The 15,474-nt window shown below is 68.7% G+C and carries 13 protein-coding genes; 6 read left to right on the forward strand and 7 right to left on the reverse strand.

The window, feature by feature from the left end:
- Window positions 1–40: 40 nt before the first annotated feature.
- Genes ACFT4A_RS19520 through ACFT4A_RS19530 form a run of 3 tightly spaced genes read right to left on the reverse strand, consistent with a single transcriptional unit; the run spans window position 41 to window position 3,770 of the window.
- Complete coding sequence (locus ACFT4A_RS19520) at window positions 41–973, reverse strand: TauD/TfdA family dioxygenase (protein ID WP_382831819.1); 933 nt, start codon at window positions 971–973, stop codon at window positions 41–43.
- A 19-nt stretch (window positions 974–992) separates the two neighbouring features.
- Entirely contained in the window at window positions 993–2,930 is a 1,938-nt protein-coding gene (locus ACFT4A_RS19525; RefSeq protein ID WP_382831822.1) for an ABC transporter ATP-binding protein, read from the reverse strand.
- A 39-nt stretch (window positions 2,931–2,969) separates the two neighbouring features.
- Window positions 2,970–3,770 carry an alpha/beta fold hydrolase gene (locus tag ACFT4A_RS19530; RefSeq protein WP_382831825.1) on the reverse strand — a complete coding sequence of 267 codons (801 nt, stop codon included), beginning with the start codon at window positions 3,768–3,770 and terminating at the stop codon, window positions 2,970–2,972.
- Between the two features lie 420 nt (window positions 3,771–4,190).
- Between ACFT4A_RS19530 and ACFT4A_RS19535 the strand changes: the two genes are divergently transcribed.
- Together ACFT4A_RS19535 and ACFT4A_RS19540 are read left to right on the forward strand one after the other, a co-directional pair.
- Window positions 4,191–4,403, forward strand: a complete 213-nt coding sequence (locus ACFT4A_RS19535) for an MbtH family protein (RefSeq protein WP_382831828.1) — start codon at window positions 4,191–4,193, stop codon at window positions 4,401–4,403.
- 101 nt (window positions 4,404–4,504) lie between these two features.
- A complete protein-coding gene (locus ACFT4A_RS19540; protein WP_382831831.1) occupies window positions 4,505–5,314 on the forward strand; it encodes an FkbM family methyltransferase in 810 nt (269 codons plus the stop codon).
- 53 nt (window positions 5,315–5,367) lie between these two features.
- Here ACFT4A_RS19540 and ACFT4A_RS19545 read toward each other — a convergent pair whose 3' ends face one another.
- The 4 genes from ACFT4A_RS19545 to ACFT4A_RS19560 all read right to left on the reverse strand — a co-directional run bounded on the left by ACFT4A_RS19545 (window position 5,368) and on the right by ACFT4A_RS19560 (window position 10,812).
- Window positions 5,368–7,299 carry an ABC transporter ATP-binding protein gene (locus ACFT4A_RS19545; RefSeq protein WP_382831833.1) on the reverse strand — a complete coding sequence of 644 codons (1,932 nt, stop codon included), beginning with the start codon at window positions 7,297–7,299 and terminating at the stop codon, window positions 5,368–5,370.
- Window positions 7,300–7,591: 292 nt separating this feature from the next.
- Window positions 7,592–8,794 carry a ParB/RepB/Spo0J family partition protein gene (locus ACFT4A_RS19550; protein WP_382831836.1) on the reverse strand — a complete coding sequence of 401 codons (1,203 nt, stop codon included), beginning with the start codon at window positions 8,792–8,794 and terminating at the stop codon, window positions 7,592–7,594.
- A 426-nt stretch (window positions 8,795–9,220) separates the two neighbouring features.
- The gene (locus ACFT4A_RS19555) at window positions 9,221–9,973 is read right to left on the reverse strand and encodes a response regulator (protein ID WP_382831838.1); all 753 of its coding nucleotides are present in this window, start codon (window positions 9,971–9,973) and stop codon (window positions 9,221–9,223) included.
- Complete coding sequence (locus tag ACFT4A_RS19560) at window positions 9,970–10,812, reverse strand: sensor histidine kinase (RefSeq protein ID WP_382831841.1); 843 nt, start codon at window positions 10,810–10,812, stop codon at window positions 9,970–9,972. Before ACFT4A_RS19560 ends, ACFT4A_RS19555 begins: the two co-directional genes overlap by 4 nt.
- Window positions 10,813–10,949: 137 nt before the next feature.
- Here ACFT4A_RS19560 and ACFT4A_RS19565 point away from each other — a divergent pair, with 137 nt between their 5' ends.
- The 4 genes from ACFT4A_RS19565 to ACFT4A_RS19580 all read left to right on the forward strand — a co-directional run bounded on the left by ACFT4A_RS19565 (window position 10,950) and on the right by ACFT4A_RS19580 (window position 15,462).
- Entirely contained in the window at window positions 10,950–11,663 is a 714-nt protein-coding gene (locus ACFT4A_RS19565; RefSeq protein WP_382831844.1) for an ABC transporter ATP-binding protein, read from the forward strand.
- Window positions 11,660–13,966, forward strand: a complete 2,307-nt coding sequence (locus tag ACFT4A_RS19570) for an FtsX-like permease family protein (RefSeq protein WP_382831847.1) — start codon at window positions 11,660–11,662, stop codon at window positions 13,964–13,966. The genes ACFT4A_RS19565 and ACFT4A_RS19570 overlap by 4 nt, the downstream gene beginning before the upstream one ends.
- A 315-nt stretch (window positions 13,967–14,281) precedes the next feature.
- A complete protein-coding gene (locus ACFT4A_RS19575; protein ID WP_382831850.1) occupies window positions 14,282–15,196 on the forward strand; it encodes a HipA family kinase in 915 nt (304 codons plus the stop codon).
- Window positions 15,193–15,462, forward strand: coding sequence for a SelT/SelW/SelH family protein (locus tag ACFT4A_RS19580; RefSeq protein WP_382831853.1), 270 nt, complete (start codon window positions 15,193–15,195; stop codon window positions 15,460–15,462). The genes ACFT4A_RS19575 and ACFT4A_RS19580 overlap by 4 nt, the downstream gene beginning before the upstream one ends.
- Window positions 15,463–15,474 lie beyond the last annotated feature (12 nt).

Genomic DNA, 15,474 nt, shown 5'->3' on the forward strand with positions numbered 1-15,474 from the left:
CAACCGGTCGTCGGTTGCGCGCTCCTTGGCTTTCGGGACTTCACGGCCGGAACGGCTCGCCCAGACCCACGACGATCTCCCGCTCTCCCGCGTACGGCTCCCGGCTGTGCGCGACACGGACGTTGTCGAGGACCAGCAGGTCGCCGCGCTGCCACGGTTCGCGCACCGTGTGCTTCTCGTACACCTCGTTGATGTGGTCGACGGTCGGCCGGTCGAGCGCGGAGCCGTCGCCGAAGAACGTGTTGAACGGCAGGCCCTCGGGACCGAACTCGGCCGTCAGGAACTCCCGTACCTCGGGCGCCATCGTCCACTCGTTGAGGAAGGCGATCTGATTGAACCAGCAGCGCTCACCGGTGTCCGGGTGGGCCGTGACCGCCGGCCTGGTCTGCACCGTGCTCAGCGCGTCGTCGCCCTGCCAGACCGCCGTGATGCCGTTCTCCGCGCAGTACCGCTCCACCTCGGCACGGTCCCGGGTTCCGAAGGCGTCCTGCCAGGCGGTGCCGACCAGGGGGTTGTAGCTGCGGGTCAGCCGCCAGCCGTGCGCCTCGAACCGGTCGACCAGATCCGCCGGAAGATCGCGCAGGACCGCGCGCGCGTCGGCGAGGGCGGTGACCCCGCCGGACACGGGCGGCGTGACACAGGCGAACGCCAGCAGTTGCGGCGCCGTCGCCACATAGCTCAGCTCGTGGTGCATGCACATGGGCTGGTCGGCCGGCCAGTGCGACGACGAGTACACGCCGGGGGCGTAGGCGTCGCGCGGTGCGAACCCCTCGAGCTCGGCCATGCCGTCGCCGATCACCGCGCGCACCGCGGCGACCGCGGCGGCCCGGTCCCCGAGCGCCAGCCGCCGTACGAGAACGGCACCGTGGGCGGCCACCGCCTCCCGGATCCGGTCGCTGTGCTCACGCACCCAGACGGCAGCGTCCGCTCCGAGATCGGCGTCCAGCAGGGCGGGCAGGCTCTGGTCGGGCATGTCGGTCTCCATGTCCTGGTCACGCCGTCGGCGTCGCGGCCGCGGACTCCTCGTCGGCAACGTCCGACTGCCGGGCGAATTGTGTGTGGTAGAGGTCGGCGTAGAGGCCGTTGTGGGTGAGGAGTTGGTGGTGGGTGCCTTGTTCGTGGATGTGTCCGTTGGCGATGACGAGGATGTGGTCGGCGTGGCGGATGGTGGACAGGCGGTGGGCGATGACGAGGCTGGTGCGGTGGGTGAGGGCGGTTTTGAGGGCTTGTTGGATGGCGGTTTCTGATTCGGTGTCGAGGTGGGCGGTGGCTTCGTCGAGGATGACGATGGGGGGTTGTTTGAGGAGGAGGCGGGCGAGGGCGATGCGTTGTTTCTCGCCGCCGGAGAGGCGGTGGCCGCGGTCGCCGACGATGGTGTCGAGGCCTTGGGGGAGTGCGTGGACGGTGTTCCAGATGTGGGCTTGGCGGCAGGCGTTGATGAGGTCTTGTTCGGTGGCGTGGGGGTTGGCGTAGTGGAGGTTGGCTCTGAGGGTGTCGTGGAAGAGGTGGGCGTCTTGGCTGACGACGCCGATGGTGTTGCGGAGGGTGGTGAGGGTGAGGTCGCGGGTGTCGTGTCCGTTGATGCGGACGGTGCCTTCGGTGGGGTCGTAGAGGCGGGGGACGAGTTGGGTGAGGGTGGTTTTTCCGGCGCCTGAGGGGCCGACGATTGCGGTGAGTTTGCCGGCGGCGGCGGTGAAGGTGAGTCCGTTGAGGACCCAGTTCTCGTCTGTTTCTGTCTGCTGGTTCTTGTGTTGTTGGGGGGTGTCGGCCTGGAGTGAGGTGAGGGAGGTTTCGTCGGTGTCGGGGTAGCGGAAGCGGACGTTGTCGAAGGTGATCTCGGGTGGTTCGTCGGTGGTGGGGAGGTCCCGGGCGTTGGCTCGTTCCGTGATGGACGGCTTCAGATCGAGCACTTCGAAGACCCGGTCGAAACTGACCAACGCCGTCATCAGGGTCACCTGCAGGGTCGACAGCTGATTGATCGGCCCGTACGCCTGCATCAGCAGGGCCACCATCGCGACCAGGGTGCCGAACGCGAGCTTCCCGTCGACCGTCAGGCTGCCGCCCAGGCCGTACACCAGGGCCGTGGTGAGCCCGGTGAGTACCGTGAGGACGACGAGCAGCATTCGGCCGTAGACGACCCGCAGGGCGACCACGTCACGCACCCGGGCCGCCTTGCCCGCGAACAACCGGGACTCAGCGGCGGGGTCGCCGTAGAGCTTGGTGAGTGTCGCCCCGGCCACGTTGAACCGCTCGCTCATCATCGAGCTCATCTCGGCGTCCAGCTGCATGCCCTCCCGTGTGAGCCGCTGCAGCCGGCGGGCCAGCAGCCGGGCCGGTATCAGGAAGAACGGGATCATCACGAGCGCCGCGAGGGCGATCTGCCAGGACAGGTAGAACATCGCCGCGAGGACCAGGACCAGGGTCAGCACCGTGGACACGGACTGGGTCAGCAGCGCGGTGAGCGCCTGCCGGGCCCCGGCCACATCGGTGTTGAGCCGGCTCATCAGGGCACCGGTGCGGGACCGGGTGAAGAAGGTCAGCGACTGCTGCTGGACATGCGAGAACACCGTGGTGCGCAGGTCGTAGACCAAGCCCTCGCCGACCCGTCCCGAACAGCGGACCTGCATGTACAGGGCGCCGGCGTCCAGCACCGCGAGCCCCGCGCCGGCGGCACACCACCACAGCACCGTCGACGTCCGGCCCGGCAGAACACCCTCGTCGATGATCGCCTTCAGCAACAGCGGGAAGGACGCCAGGATCACCGAGTGGATGACCGTCACCAGCAACAACAGCGCCAACGGCCCGCGTTGACGACGGGCGTAGGGAAGGATCCGGCGCACTGTGCCGGGCGTGATCCGCTGCCGGGTGACCGGGCCCCCGGACGCCCCCGTCCGTACCGACGCCTTCCCGGGACCGCCGCTGCGCGCCATGGGCACTGTCTCGCCTTCGTAAGGGGCCGTTCGTACGGGTCAGTACTTGCCGAGGAACTCGACGATCGCGGCGTTGACGGCGTCCGGGCGCTCCAGATGGCCCAGGTGCCCGCTGTCGGCGATCTCCACGAAGTCGCAGTCGGGGATGGCCTCGGCCACTTCGGCGACCAGGTGCGGCGGGCAGATCAGATCGTGTGCGAAGGCGATGGCCCGGCAGGGCACCGTCACCCCGCGCAGCGCCTCTCTGCGGTCGTCCATCTGGGACACCCAGGCCTGCCCGTCCGCGCTGCTGTCGCCACTGGTCAGTTCCAGGATCTCCAGCCAGGAGGCGATGGCTCTCTCGTCGTTCAGCGTCGCCGGGGACAGCATCTCCAGCACCGTCCTGGCCGCCTCGTACCGGGGCGGCAGACGGATCCCGCCGTCCCGCAGGGCCTGCTCCGCCAGTTGCAGCGCCCGCCGTGCCTTGTCCGAGCGCGCCCGGGTGGCGAGCAGCACTGCGGAACGCACCAAGTGCGGTGACTCCAGGGCCAGTTCCTGGGCGATCATGGCGCCCATGGAGGAACCGACGATCCGACACGGCCCCAGCTCCAGGCTCTCGATCAGCCCCCGGGTGTCGGCGACCATGTCGGCGAGCGAGTACTTCCCGTCCGGCGCGTCCGATGCTCCGATGCCCCGGTTGTCGAACACGATCGTCTCGTATCCGGCCTCGTTCAGCGCCGGTGTCTGATGCGTGGTCCAGACGTGGCCGGCGGCTCCCGAACCCATGATGAGCAGGATGGGCTCGCCGCGGCCGATGCGCCGGTAGGAGAGCCGGACGCCGTTCGTGTTCACGAAGGGCATGGCGCCCCCTCGATGCGAGTCGTCGTGTGCAAGAGGGCCTCCTGGCCATCGGTGAGGGAGATGGGTGGAGCAGGATCGCGAGGGAGAACCGCGAGAGAGAACAGCGGGACGGCGCGCCTTGGCCCTTCGCGCTCGGGCCACCACCATCGCACCGCGCCGTCACGCCGATCAAGGCAGCCGTTCCCCGCGTTCAACTGCAGCATCGCCGCAGTTGAACGCGTATGGAACGGCGGTCAGGCCTGGGTGCGACGGTCTTGGTTGACGGGCCGGGCACGCCCTGGTTCATAGTGATTCTCACGTGGGGCCGACCGGTGCCCGAGGCAGCCACCGAGCCCGGATGACGGCGTGGACCGCGCTCCGGTCGTCCGCTGCCCGCCACCGTCGTGGACCACATCGCGAACCCCGAGAGAGGACGACGTGGTGACCAATCCGTTCGAAGACCCCGATGCCGACTACCTTGTTCTGGTCAACGAGGAGGGCCAGCACTCGCTGTGGCCGGTTTTCGTCGACGTGCCGGACGGCTGGAAGTCGGTGTTCGGCAAGGCGCCCCGGCAGGAGTGCCTCGACTACATCGAGAAGAACTGGACCGACATGCGCCCCAAGAGCCTGATCGCGGCGATGGAGCAGAAGTAGCGGCAGTCCTGGCTCCTTCGTGGCTTCGCACCCGCTGGGGGGGTGCGAAGCCACGCGCATGTCAGGGCCGGTTCCCGGCAGCGTCCACCGAAGGGCACTCGATGAGCGGCACTCCGACCAGCCGGACGGACTCGGCGCCCCCGCACCCCGACGACTCGCCAGGCCCCGGGACACGAGTGAGGTCGGTCGCGCATGCCCTGCGCTGGGCTTCCGCGCGCTGCTCCTTCGTCGAGGACGAGGTGGCAGGCCTGCGCCCGCTGGTGCGGCCGGGAGCCGTCTGCCTCGACATCGGCGCCGAGTACGGGCTCTACACCTGGAGCATGGCCGCGCTGGCCGGGCCCTCCGGCGCCGTGCACAGCGTCGAACCGCTGACCGGCCCCGCGATCTGGCTGCGCACCGCGGCCGCCGTCCTCGGCTGCGCCAACGTCACCGTGCACCGCGTGGCCCTGGCCGGGCGTACCCATGACGGGTCGATGAGCCTGCCCCGCCGCCGACTGCTCCCTGTCCACGGCCGCGCCTACCTCACCGACGGCACCTCGGGCCCCGGCCCCAACGCCGAGTTCCCCGCGTCCCGAGCCGTGCCCACCAAGGTGCGTACGGTGGACGCTCTGTGTCACGGACTGGCGCTGGACCGGGTCGACTTCATCAAGGCCGATGTCGAAGGAGCCGAGGCCGCCGTACTCGCCGGGGCCCGGCACACGCTGCTGCGGCACCGGCCGGCACTGCTGCTGGAGATAGAGGACCGCCACCTCGCCAAGTACGCCACGAAGCCGGCCGAGCTCGTCACCGGGCTCGAAGGCCTGGGCTACCGCATGTACCGCTGGAGCGAGGGTGGTTGGCGAACGGCGACGGACGTCACGGACGACTGCCGCAACTACCTCTTCAGCGCCCGCCCGACGCCTTTCGGCTGACGGACCGGCACAACGAGGGCCCGAGGCATCGACTGCCTCGGGCCCTCGTTGTGTCAGCGGGCTCCGGTCCGCAGGGCGTCCGTCTCATCAAGGGCCTGGTCCGCGAATTGTGTGTGGTAGAGGTCGGCGTAGAGGCCGTTGTGGGTGAGGAGTTGGTGGTGGGTGCCTTGTTCGTGGATGTGTCCGTTGGCGATGACGAGGATGTGGTCGGCGTGGCGGATGGTGGACAGGCGGTGGGCGATGACGAGGCTGGTGCGGTGGGTGAGGGCGGTTTTGAGGGCTTGTTGGATGGCGGTTTCTGATTCGGTGTCGAGGTGGGCGGTGGCTTCGTCGAGGATGACGATGGGGGGTTGTTTGAGGAGGAGGCGGGCGAGGGCGATGCGTTGTTTCTCGCCGCCGGAGAGGCGGTGGCCGCGGTCGCCGACGATGGTGTCGAGGCCTTGGGGGAGTGCGTGGACGGTGTTCCAGCTGTGGGCTTGGCGGCAGGCGTTGATGGGGTCTTGTTCGGTGGCGTGGGGGTTGGCGTAGTGGAGGTTGGCTCTGAGGGTGTCGTGGAAGAGGTGGGCGTCTTGGCTGACGACGCCGATGGTGTTGCGGAGGGTGGTGAGGGTGAGGTCGCGGGTGTCGTGTCCGTTGATGCGGACGGTGCCTTCGGTGGGGTCGTAGAGGCGGGGGACGAGTTGGGTGAGGGTGGTTTTTCCGGCGCCTGAGGGGCCGACGATTGCGGTGAGTTTGCCGGCGGCGGCGGTGAAGGTGAGTCCGTTGAGGACCCAGTTCTCGTCTGTTTCTGTCTGCTGGTTCTTGTGTTGTTGGGGGGTGTCGGCCTGGAGTGAGGTGAGGGAGGTTTCGTCGGTGTCGGGGTAGCGGAAGCGGACGTTGTCGAAGGTGATCTCGGGTGGTTCGTCGGTGGTGGGGAGGTCCCGGGCGTTGGCTCGTTCCGTGATGGACGGCTTCAGATCGAGCACTTCGAAGACCCGGTCGAAACTGACCAACGCCGTCATCGCTGTCGACTGCAGCATCGACAACTGGTCGATCGGCCCGTAGAGCCGCGTCAGCAGGGTGGCCAGAGCCACCAGGGTGCCGAGCCCCAGTGCGCCGTCGATGGCCAGAACGCCGCCCATGCCGTACACGAGCGCCGTGGTCAGGGTCGTGAGCAGGGCGACGACGATGCCGGGCAGCCGGCTGTAGACGGCGGCCAGGACGGAGACGTCGCGGACCCGGCCCGCGTTCTCCCCGAACAGGTCCGACTCGTGGCGCGGATTGCCGTACAGCTTGACGAGCAGGGCGCCCGACACGTTGAACCGCTCGTTCATCATGGAGCCCAGCCGGGCGTCCAGTTGCATCCGCTCACGGGTCAGGCGCTGGAGCCTGCGGGCAACCAACCGGGTCGGCAGCAGGAAGAGCGGGACGATCAGGAGCGCCACGACCGTGATCTGCCACGACAGCACGACCATCGCGGCCAGTACCAGGATCAGGGTGAGGACGGTGGACAGCATGCCGGACAGCAGGCCCGTGATAGCGTCCCGTGCCCCGATGACGTCGGTGTTGAGCCGGCTCACCAGCGCACCGGTCTGCGTGCGTGTGAAGAAGGACAGGGACAGTCGCTGCACGTGTGCGAACACTTTGTTGCGCAGGTCGTAGACGACGCCTTCGCCGATCCGGCCGGACGCCCACGCCTGGGCGTACATCGCCGCGGCCTCCACCAGCGCCGTCCCGGCCACGGCAGCGCACAGCCAGAGCATCGTCCCGCGCCGGCCCGGCAGGATGCCCTCGTCGATGACCGCCTTAAGGATCAGCGGGCTCGCAGCCGTGGTCACGGCGCTGATGACCGTGGCGGAGAGCAGCAATGCCATAGGCCGGCGATACCTCAGGGCGTACGGGACGATCCGCCGCATCGTCCCCTTTCTGATGCGCTGCCGGGTGACCTTTCCGTCGTCGAACCGCAGCCCTTTTCGGCGTTCCGCCGGGCCGTCTTTCCTTGCCATGAAAACCTGCCTGGTGTTCGGGAATGGGCCGCATGGACGTCGGGCTGAACGAAAAAGAACGCCGTCCCGCCCAGTCTCAGACCCGGCGGGACGGCGGAGCTGTCGATACAGAGTCATGCAGGGTCCGAATTTCCGGACTCTCCGGTTATTGGGGAGGCGGGTGTTATCCTCCCGAAACGTTCAAGTTGCCGTGCTGTGTCAAACGCGGAGCAGAATAGACATGGAGAGTTGAACCGTCAGAAATTCGAGCGGGGTCGCGTGTTCAGCGGAGGGAGGTAAAGAGCGATCGGTGTCAGCCGACCGTCTTGCTGCGAGCCAGAAGGCGTTCGCGTTCATCCAGATGCTGGGCGAATTGCAGCCATGTCGCAGCGTATTGACGAGCGAGGCTTCCCACCAGTTCTCCACAGTGCGGCGGCACGGCCTCGGTCAGGTCGGACCACTCGGCCAGAGCATTCTGCTGCAGGAGCCGCAGGAGATGGCGTCCCTCCTCCTTCAGTCTCAGTGAGGGGTCTCGTAGCAGCTTCTCCAACGCGGCTGCCGGATGAGGGCTCAGCTGCGCCGCTCGTCCGGACTTCTGTGGTCCGCTGTTCTGGGCGGGGACCCCGACATCGATTCCGTCCGTCGGCCCGTTCGTCGCGTCGGGGGAGGGCTTGAGGGTCTCCGGCCGAACCGAGGACGGAAGTTCACCGGCCAGGATGCGCTTGCGGACATCGCTCGCGGTCGCCGGCGAGATCCCCGCGATCCGGGCTACCTCGCGCAGCGATGCGTCCGGATGCTCGGCCATCACCTCGGCGGCCCGCCATCGTCCCTCGGCGGTGCTCAGCGGACGAACTCGTCCGTCCCGGCCGATCCGCGCGTTCAACTGCGGCAGTGCGGCAGTTGTACGACGTCTGATGGAGGCCACGGCTTTGGCGCCCAGCCCCGAGGCCCGGGCTATGGCCCGGTCGGACAGGTGCGGGTGGGACGCGATGATCCGCGAGGCGGCCGCGCGCCGATCGGCCTGCGACAGCGGCAGGCCGTGCGCGATGTTGGCCTCGACGGCGCGCAGGAACGCGTCGGCCGTGGAGCCTTCGAAGTACTCGACGTCAATGGTGTCCTGCCCGCGGGCCAGGGCGGCCAGCAGTCGGTGCGTGCCGTCGATCACCCGCATGTCGGAGCGGCGGACGAGGATGGGGGGAAGTGGCCCGTCCACCTCGGCCAGTCGGGTCACGTGCTCCTGGTCGGGTCCCTGTGACCGGGGGGACTCGCCCGGCAGGAGCGCGGCGATCGGGACGGGCACGACTTTCGCCCTGCGGATTTCGGTCGGCTCGGAGACGCTGGTAGGACGACTGATGAGGCCTTTTCCTGCTGGAACGTGTCTCACATCGTCTAACTGATTCATCGATTCACCCCGTTGTCGATGCTCATCTGCTGCGTGCTGCTGAATCTCGAGCGAGTTGCCTGGTCCTTGCTCCTGGCAAGCGGGGGACCAGGCCAGTCCGGTCGCGAAGGGCATGGCGCTTCCCCGAAGTCGTTCAGGGGGGCTCTGTGCACGGCCGTGACTCAACTGCTCGGCGGAGTCTTCGCTTCGGTAAATCCAGCGCAGTTCTGAAAGTGATGGGTTCCGTCGCGCCGATGTGAGGGTAGCCGTTCGCCCCTCGGTTCGACTGATTCTGCCGTCGGGTCCATCACCCGCATGGTGCTCAAGGGGAGCGACGTCGCATCGGAAGACACCGTCCGTTCACCCTTCCAGGGAGACCTGTGTTTCTGCCGGATCTTGAGCTGTTCCACAATCAATGACCGTATACGGACGGTCGTTCGATTGGGAAGAGCGTGTGATCTTGTCTCGATGCGGCACCGTCGAGACGTTTAATGTTGCACCGTCTCGTGGGTGTTCGGCACTGCTACCAGTGCCGTGGATCAGGAATCCGGAACCGGTCGCCTAGAACGATGTGGGCCTTCTGTCCGTCCCTTTGCCGCCTTGTGGTGTGACGAGTCCCGTTTCGTAGGCGAGGACCACCGCCTGGGAGCGATCGCGCAGCGTCAGCTTGGCGAAAATCCGCGCCACATGGGTCTTGACCGTCGCCTCGCTGAGGACCAACTCCTCGGCCAGTTCAGCGTTCGACATCCCTCGTCCCAGGAACGTCAGTACCTCCAGCTCACGGGGTGTCAGGGCGGCCAGATCGCGATGCACCGCAGGGGAGTTCAGGTCCGGATGGGGTGGCGCGGTAGCGCTTCGTCCGGAACCCTGAGGCTCGCCGGCCGCGAAGCGCTCCACCAGCCGGCGCGTGATCGACGGCGAGAGAAGGGCGTCACCGGTGTTGACCAGGCGTACGGCGGCGGCCAGTTGTTCGGAGGTGGTGTCCTTGAGGAGGAAGCCGGATGCTCCGGAGGCCAGCGCGGCGTAGACGTACTGGTCCAGGTCGAAGGTCGTCAGCATGATCACCCGGCACTCCGGGACCCGCGCGAGCACCCGGCGGGTGGCCTCCAGGCCGTCCATGTTCGGCATGCGGATGTCCATCAACGCCACATTGGGCCGCAACCGGCAGATCGCCTCCACAGCCTCGGCCCCGTCCGATGCCTCTCCCACCACCTCGATGCCCCGGGCGGTCAGGATCAGCCGGAAACCGGTGCGGACCAGCTGCTGGTCGTCGGCGATCACCACGCGGGGCGAGGCTTCGGCGGGCGAGATCATGTGCGCCCCAGGGGGATGCGGGCGCGAATGCGGTAGCCGCCGCCGAGCCGGCGACGGGCGTCCAGGTCACCGCCGTAGACGGCGACCCGCTCGCGCAGTCCGATCAGCCCGCGGCCCGCTCCCTCGGGCGACCACGGATCCGGGTTCCGGCGGCTGGGCGCGGATCCGCCGGTCAGCACGCTGGACCCGCTGTTCAATACCTCGACGCGCAGACAGTTGTCCGCGTACCGCACCGTCACGTCAGCTCGGGCTCCGTCTCCGTGTTTGAGGGCATTGGTCAATGCTTCCTGGATTATGCGGTACGCCGTCACGTCGATGGCCGTCGGCAGCGCCCGTGGCTCCCCGCTCACCCGGACCTCAACAGGAAGACCCGCGAAAGAGATACGGTCGACCAGCTGGCCGAGCCTGCTCAGGCTCGGCTGCGGCGCCAGGTCGGGGCCGTCTTCCGCTTCGCCGCGACCCGACGACGGAGCGAGCAGGCCCAGGAGGTGCCTGAGTTCGGTCAGCGCGTCGCGGCCGGCCGCCTCGACGGCGGACATCGCGGCCGCGGCCTCGTCCGGCAGCGCGTCCAGCACCTCGCGCGCTGCACCGGCCTGGACCACCATGACGCTGACGTTGTGACTGACGATGTCGTGGAGCTCCGCCGCTATCCGCGCTCGTTCGGCGTCGACGGCGGATCGAGCCGCGCTCTCCCGCTCCCGTTCCAGGAACCGGCCACGCTCCTCCACCGCCGCCCGGTGCAGCCGTCGCGCACGCAGCAGGGCGACGCCGAGCCACAGCACACCGAGGCACGACGTCACCAGGCCGGCGGCCAGCCAGCCGGCAGCAGTACTCCACACGACGCCAGCTTCGCAGCAGCGCTCGTGGTCCGCATCATCCCGGAGAGCCAGTGCAGTACATCCCCAGGATGACGGCCTCCAGGAGATACACCCGCGGAGGGACGCAACGGCTGTGGCTCCGCTTCTAGGTTCTTGCCATGGCTACAGATCCTGACCCCGCCGCTTTCCAGCCGGTCGTCGTACTGGAGGACGTGCACAAGGAATTCGGCGACACCAAGGCTCTGGACGGAATGACGCTGGAGATCGGCGCGGGCGAGGCGGTCGCCGTGATGGGGCCCTCCGGCTGCGGCAAGTCCACCCTGCTCAACATGGTCGCCGGACTGGACCGCCCGACCTCCGGCCGTGTCCAGGTCGCCGGACAGGACCTGTCGCAGCTCAACGAGACCGGTCTCGCGCTGTTCCGCCGTCGGCACATCGGCATGATCTTCCAGTTTTTCAACCTCATCGACGACCTGCCGGCCCTCGACAATGTGGCCCTGGCGGCGCAGCTGACCGGCACATCGGCCCGCCAGGCCCGCCGTCGAGCCCTGGAGCTCCTCGACGAGCTCGGGGTCGCCGACCGCAAGGACGTGTACCCGGCAGCGCTGAGCGGCGGCGAACGGCAACGGGTCGCGGTGGCCCGGGCTCTGATGAACCGCCCGGCCCTGCTGCTGGCCGACGAGCCCACAGGCGCGCTCGACAGCCGCTCGGGAGAACAGGTCATGGATCTGCTCATCGACCTCAACCAGATCGGCCAGACGCTGCTGATCGTCACCCACGACCGAAACCTGGCCACGCGCTGCGCCAGCCGTCTCATCGAGGTCGCCGACGGCCGGGTGGACCGGGAGAGCTCGCTGGAGACGACCGCATGAGCGCCGTCTGGCGAGCCTCACGTGCGGCCGTGAAACGCCGCAAGCTCCAGACATTCGTCATCGGACTCGTCGTACTGTGCTCCACCACGACGATCCTGCTGGCCCTCGGACTGCTGGACGCCGCCTCCGGTCCCTTCGACCGGGCCTTCGACCAGCAGCGCGGTGCCCATTCGGTGGCCTCCTTCGACACCCGGAAGGTCTCGACGGAGGAACTGGAGAAGACCGCCCGGAAACCGGGAGTCCAGGCCGCCGCGGGGCCGTTCGGCCAGACCGTCCTGGACATTCCCGAGGACTTCCTCTGGATGCCGGCCGGACCCGTGACCGTGGTCGGCCGTCCGGGACCCGACGGACCGGTGGACCACGTGCAGCTCCTGCTGGGCGACTGGGCCAACCGCCCCGGTGAGATCGTCGTCAGCTGGCCCAATGCCGGAACGCCGAACCCCAAGTTCCTGGGGACGAAGATCCGCGCGAAGGGTGCGCCGAGCCTCACCATCGTCGGATTCGCCACCAGCATGAGCAAGACGGCGGGCGCATGGGTCTCACCGGAGCAGATGACCGAGCTGCGTCCCACCTCCGCCCAGATGCTCTACCGGTTCGACGGTTCGACCTCGGAGGCGCAACTGCGCGCCGGTCTGGACCGTGCCACGGAGGGTCTGCCCTCGGGCGCACTGGTCGCCCAGCAGTCCTACCTCAAGCTCAAGCAGGCCTATGCGGCGAAAGCCGACTCCTACCTGCCGTTCATGGTGTTGTTCGGAATCCTCGGTCTGCTGGTCTCCGTGCTGATCGTCACCAACGTGGTCAGCGGAGCCGTCGTGTCCGGACACCGGCACATCGGTGTGCTCAAGGCTCTCGGATTCACACCGAACCAGGTGGTCGCGGTCTACCTCATGATGATGTCGGTACCCGCGCTCGCCGGTTCGCTGATCGGCACCCTGGCAGGCGCCGCACTCGCAGGGCCGATCCTGACCATCGCGTTCTCCGGGACCGAGACCGGCAGTGCCGTCGTGGGCCTCGACGCGTGGGTGCCCCTGACCAGTCTCGTCGCCATGCTCGCCGTGGTGGTCCTCGCCGCGCTGGTCCCCTCGCTCCGGGCGCACCGGCTTTCGGCTGCCCGGGCCATCACCGCGGGCAGCGCGCCCCGGACCGGACGCGGACTGCGTGTGCAGCGCGTGCTCAGCGGGACCCGGCTGCCGCGTGCCGTGAGCCTGGGCCTCGGGCAGCCGTTCGCCCGGCCGGGCCGCACCCTGCTCACCATGGCGGCCATCGCCCTGGGCGTGACCACGGTGACGCTCACCACCGGCTTGACCAGCACGATGGTCGCCTACGCCGACCAGACCGACCGGGACGGCGCGCCCGTCGTCGTGGTCCGGGCGGGTACGGCCGAACACGACGATGCCGTACCGAAGCTGAACGACGCCCAGACCGAGCAGCTGCTGCGCTCGCTGCCCGGCGCGGAGAAGGTGACCGCCGAGACGCTCATCCAGCTGAACATCGTGGGATCGCCGCAGCCGGTGTTCGCCAATTCCTACCGGGGCGATCCGCCGCCCCTGGCCGGCGGGATGGTCGAGGGCCGTTGGCTCGAGGGCGCCGGTGAGGTGGTGGTCGGACCGTCGTTCCTGGCCCAGCGCGGCATGAAGGTCGGGGACAGCATCACCCTTGCCGTGAACGGCAAGACGACGCGCGCGAAGATCGTCGGGAAGGACATGGCCGGCGACGCCCGGAACATCAACGTCTCCTGGCAGACCCTGACCGCCCTCGCCCCGGAGCGGCGGGCCAACAGCTACACGGTCGAGCTCGCCCACGGCAGCGACGTCCACGCCTACGTCAAGGGAGTCAAGGAAGGCGATCCCGGGCTCCACCCGTCGCCGGGTGAGTCAGGGAACAGCGCGACGACGACCGTCGTCAGCTTCTCCACGGTGTTCACCGTGCTGCTGACCATCGTGGCGGCGCTCGGGGTCTTCAACACCGTGCTGCTGAACACCCGGGAGCGACGACGTGACCTGGGCATGCTCAAGTCGATCGGGATGACGCCGCGCCAGGTCGTGGCGATGACTGTGACCTCTGTGGCCGGGCTGGGCCTGGTCGCCGGAGTCGCCGGGATCCCGTTGGGCATGGTCGGGCACAGGCTGATCGTGGACCACGTCGGGGTCGTCGCCTTCCCAGAGTCCATGAAGGAGGTCTGGCATGCCCCGCAACTGGCAGGCCTGGCACTCGCCGGCGTCATGATCGCCGTACTCGGGGCCCTGTTGCCGGCCCGCTCGGCGGCCCGTATGACCATCGCCAAGGTCCTGCACAGTGAGTAGGCGAACGAAGCCCGGCGTCCTGCCCGAGCCGGGGCGCCGGCCGGGCTGAGGCTCCGGCCGGGCAGCGGCCCGGTGCCGCCTCGCGAGTGGGAAGCCAGGTCTTCCCGCCCGGCCCGCGGCACCGCGGATCCGTCGTCCACATGCGCCCCTTCGGCTCCGGACCTCCGGAGCCCTCCTGTCCCCGGTCCGGGGACCGATGCCCCCCGTCGTCGGTCCCCGGATCGGTCTTTCGCCCTCTCGGTTACCATTCCCGCTATATGACGCCTCGAGGGCGGCCGTGGATTGCAAGGTCAATGGAGTGGGTGACCTGAGAAAATGCTGAGAGAGGTCACCGCGACCCGCTATGTCGAACCCTTGCGATCTGGCGGCTCCGTCCCCGGCGTCGTCGAGGCGGACGACCTCGGCACCTACGTCGTCAAGTTCACCGGCTCCGCGCAGGGCCGCAAGGCCCTCGTCGCCGAGGTGATCGTGGGCGAACTGGCCCGTGCCCTCGGGCTGCGGTTCCCGGAGCTGGTCCTCGTGCACTTCGACCCGGAGATCGCCGACAGCGAGCCCCACCAGGAGGTGCGGGAGCTGCACGCGGCCAGCGCGGGTGTCAACCTCGGCATGGACCATCTGCCGGGCGCCCGGGACTTCACGCCGGAGATCGCCCGGGTCTTCCCGGTCGACCCTCTGGAGGCGGGCAGGATCGTCTGGCTCGACGCCCTCACCGTGAACGTCGACCGTACGGTCCACAGCTCCAACCTGATGGTCTGGCCCACGCTGGGCGTCGCGCCCCCGCGCCTGTGGCTGATCGACCACGGCGCCGCCCTCGTCTTCCACCACCGCTGGGACGGCGCCGACCCGGCCAAGGCCTACGACTTCCGGCACCACGCCCTCGGCCACTACGGGCCCGATGTGCGGGCCGCCGACGCCGAGTTGGCTCCCCGGGTGACCGAGGAGCTGCTGCGCGGCATCCTCGCGGAGGTCCCCGACGCCTGGCTCGCGGAAGAGCCCGGCTTCGCGACCGCGGACGAGGCACGCGAGGCGTATGTGACGTACCTCCACGCGCGCGTGCGGTCCTCCGAGGCCTGGCTGCCCACCGGCTTCCCCACCCGGGAGGAGCTCGCCGCCGAGGAGGCCGTCCGGGCGGCGAGGAACCAGCAAGGACGACCCGCGTGGCTCAAGCAGGTCCCCGACCTGCACGGCAAACCCGCGGCCCAACAGGATTGGTCGGTGCACCTCGGATGAGTGGCCGTGTCGAGATCGAGTACTGCACCCAGTGCCGCTGGCTGCCCCGAGCGGCATGGCTGGCCCAGGAGTTGCTCACGACCTTCGAGGCGGAGCTGTCGGAACTGGCGCTCAAGCCGGGCACGGGCGGCGTGTTCGTCGTCCGCGTCGGCGACGAGGTCGTCTGGGACCGGCGCGAGCAGGGCTTCCCCGAACCGACCGCCGTGAAGAAGGCCGTACGCGACCGAGTGGCCCCGGGAAAGACCCTGGGCCACTCGGAGCGCTGACTGTTCAGCCGC

Origin of the sequence: Streptomyces sp. NPDC057099 (assembly GCF_042671245.1) — a bacterium.
GTDB classification, from domain to species: domain Bacteria; phylum Actinomycetota; class Actinomycetes; order Streptomycetales; family Streptomycetaceae; genus Streptomyces; species Streptomyces purpurascens.

Bases quoted from the DNA above. Each gene is read 5' to 3' on its own strand.
- ACFT4A_RS19530 (WP_382831825.1), bottom strand. From the start codon at position 3,770: ATGCCCTTCGTGAACACGAACGGCGTCCGGCTCTCCTACCGGCGCATC.
- ACFT4A_RS19575 (WP_382831850.1), top strand. From the start codon at position 14,282: ATGCTGAGAGAGGTCACCGCGACCCGCTATGTCGAACCCTTGCGATCT.
- ACFT4A_RS19540 (WP_382831831.1), top strand. From the start codon at position 4,505: ATGAGCGGCACTCCGACCAGCCGGACGGACTCGGCGCCCCCGCACCCC.
- ACFT4A_RS19525 (WP_382831822.1), bottom strand. From the start codon at position 2,930: ATGGCGCGCAGCGGCGGTCCCGGGAAGGCGTCGGTACGGACGGGGGCG.
- ACFT4A_RS19565 (WP_382831844.1), top strand. From the start codon at position 10,950: ATGGCTACAGATCCTGACCCCGCCGCTTTCCAGCCGGTCGTCGTACTG.
- ACFT4A_RS19545 (WP_382831833.1), bottom strand. From the start codon at position 7,299: ATGGCAAGGAAAGACGGCCCGGCGGAACGCCGAAAAGGGCTGCGGTTC.
- ACFT4A_RS19555 (WP_382831838.1), bottom strand. From the start codon at position 9,973: ATGATCTCGCCCGCCGAAGCCTCGCCCCGCGTGGTGATCGCCGACGAC.
- ACFT4A_RS19580 (WP_382831853.1), top strand. From the start codon at position 15,193: ATGAGTGGCCGTGTCGAGATCGAGTACTGCACCCAGTGCCGCTGGCTG.
- ACFT4A_RS19520 (WP_382831819.1), bottom strand. From the start codon at position 973: ATGCCCGACCAGAGCCTGCCCGCCCTGCTGGACGCCGATCTCGGAGCG.
- ACFT4A_RS19550 (WP_382831836.1), bottom strand. From the start codon at position 8,794: ATGCCCTTCGCGACCGGACTGGCCTGGTCCCCCGCTTGCCAGGAGCAA.
- ACFT4A_RS19570 (WP_382831847.1), top strand. From the start codon at position 11,660: ATGAGCGCCGTCTGGCGAGCCTCACGTGCGGCCGTGAAACGCCGCAAG.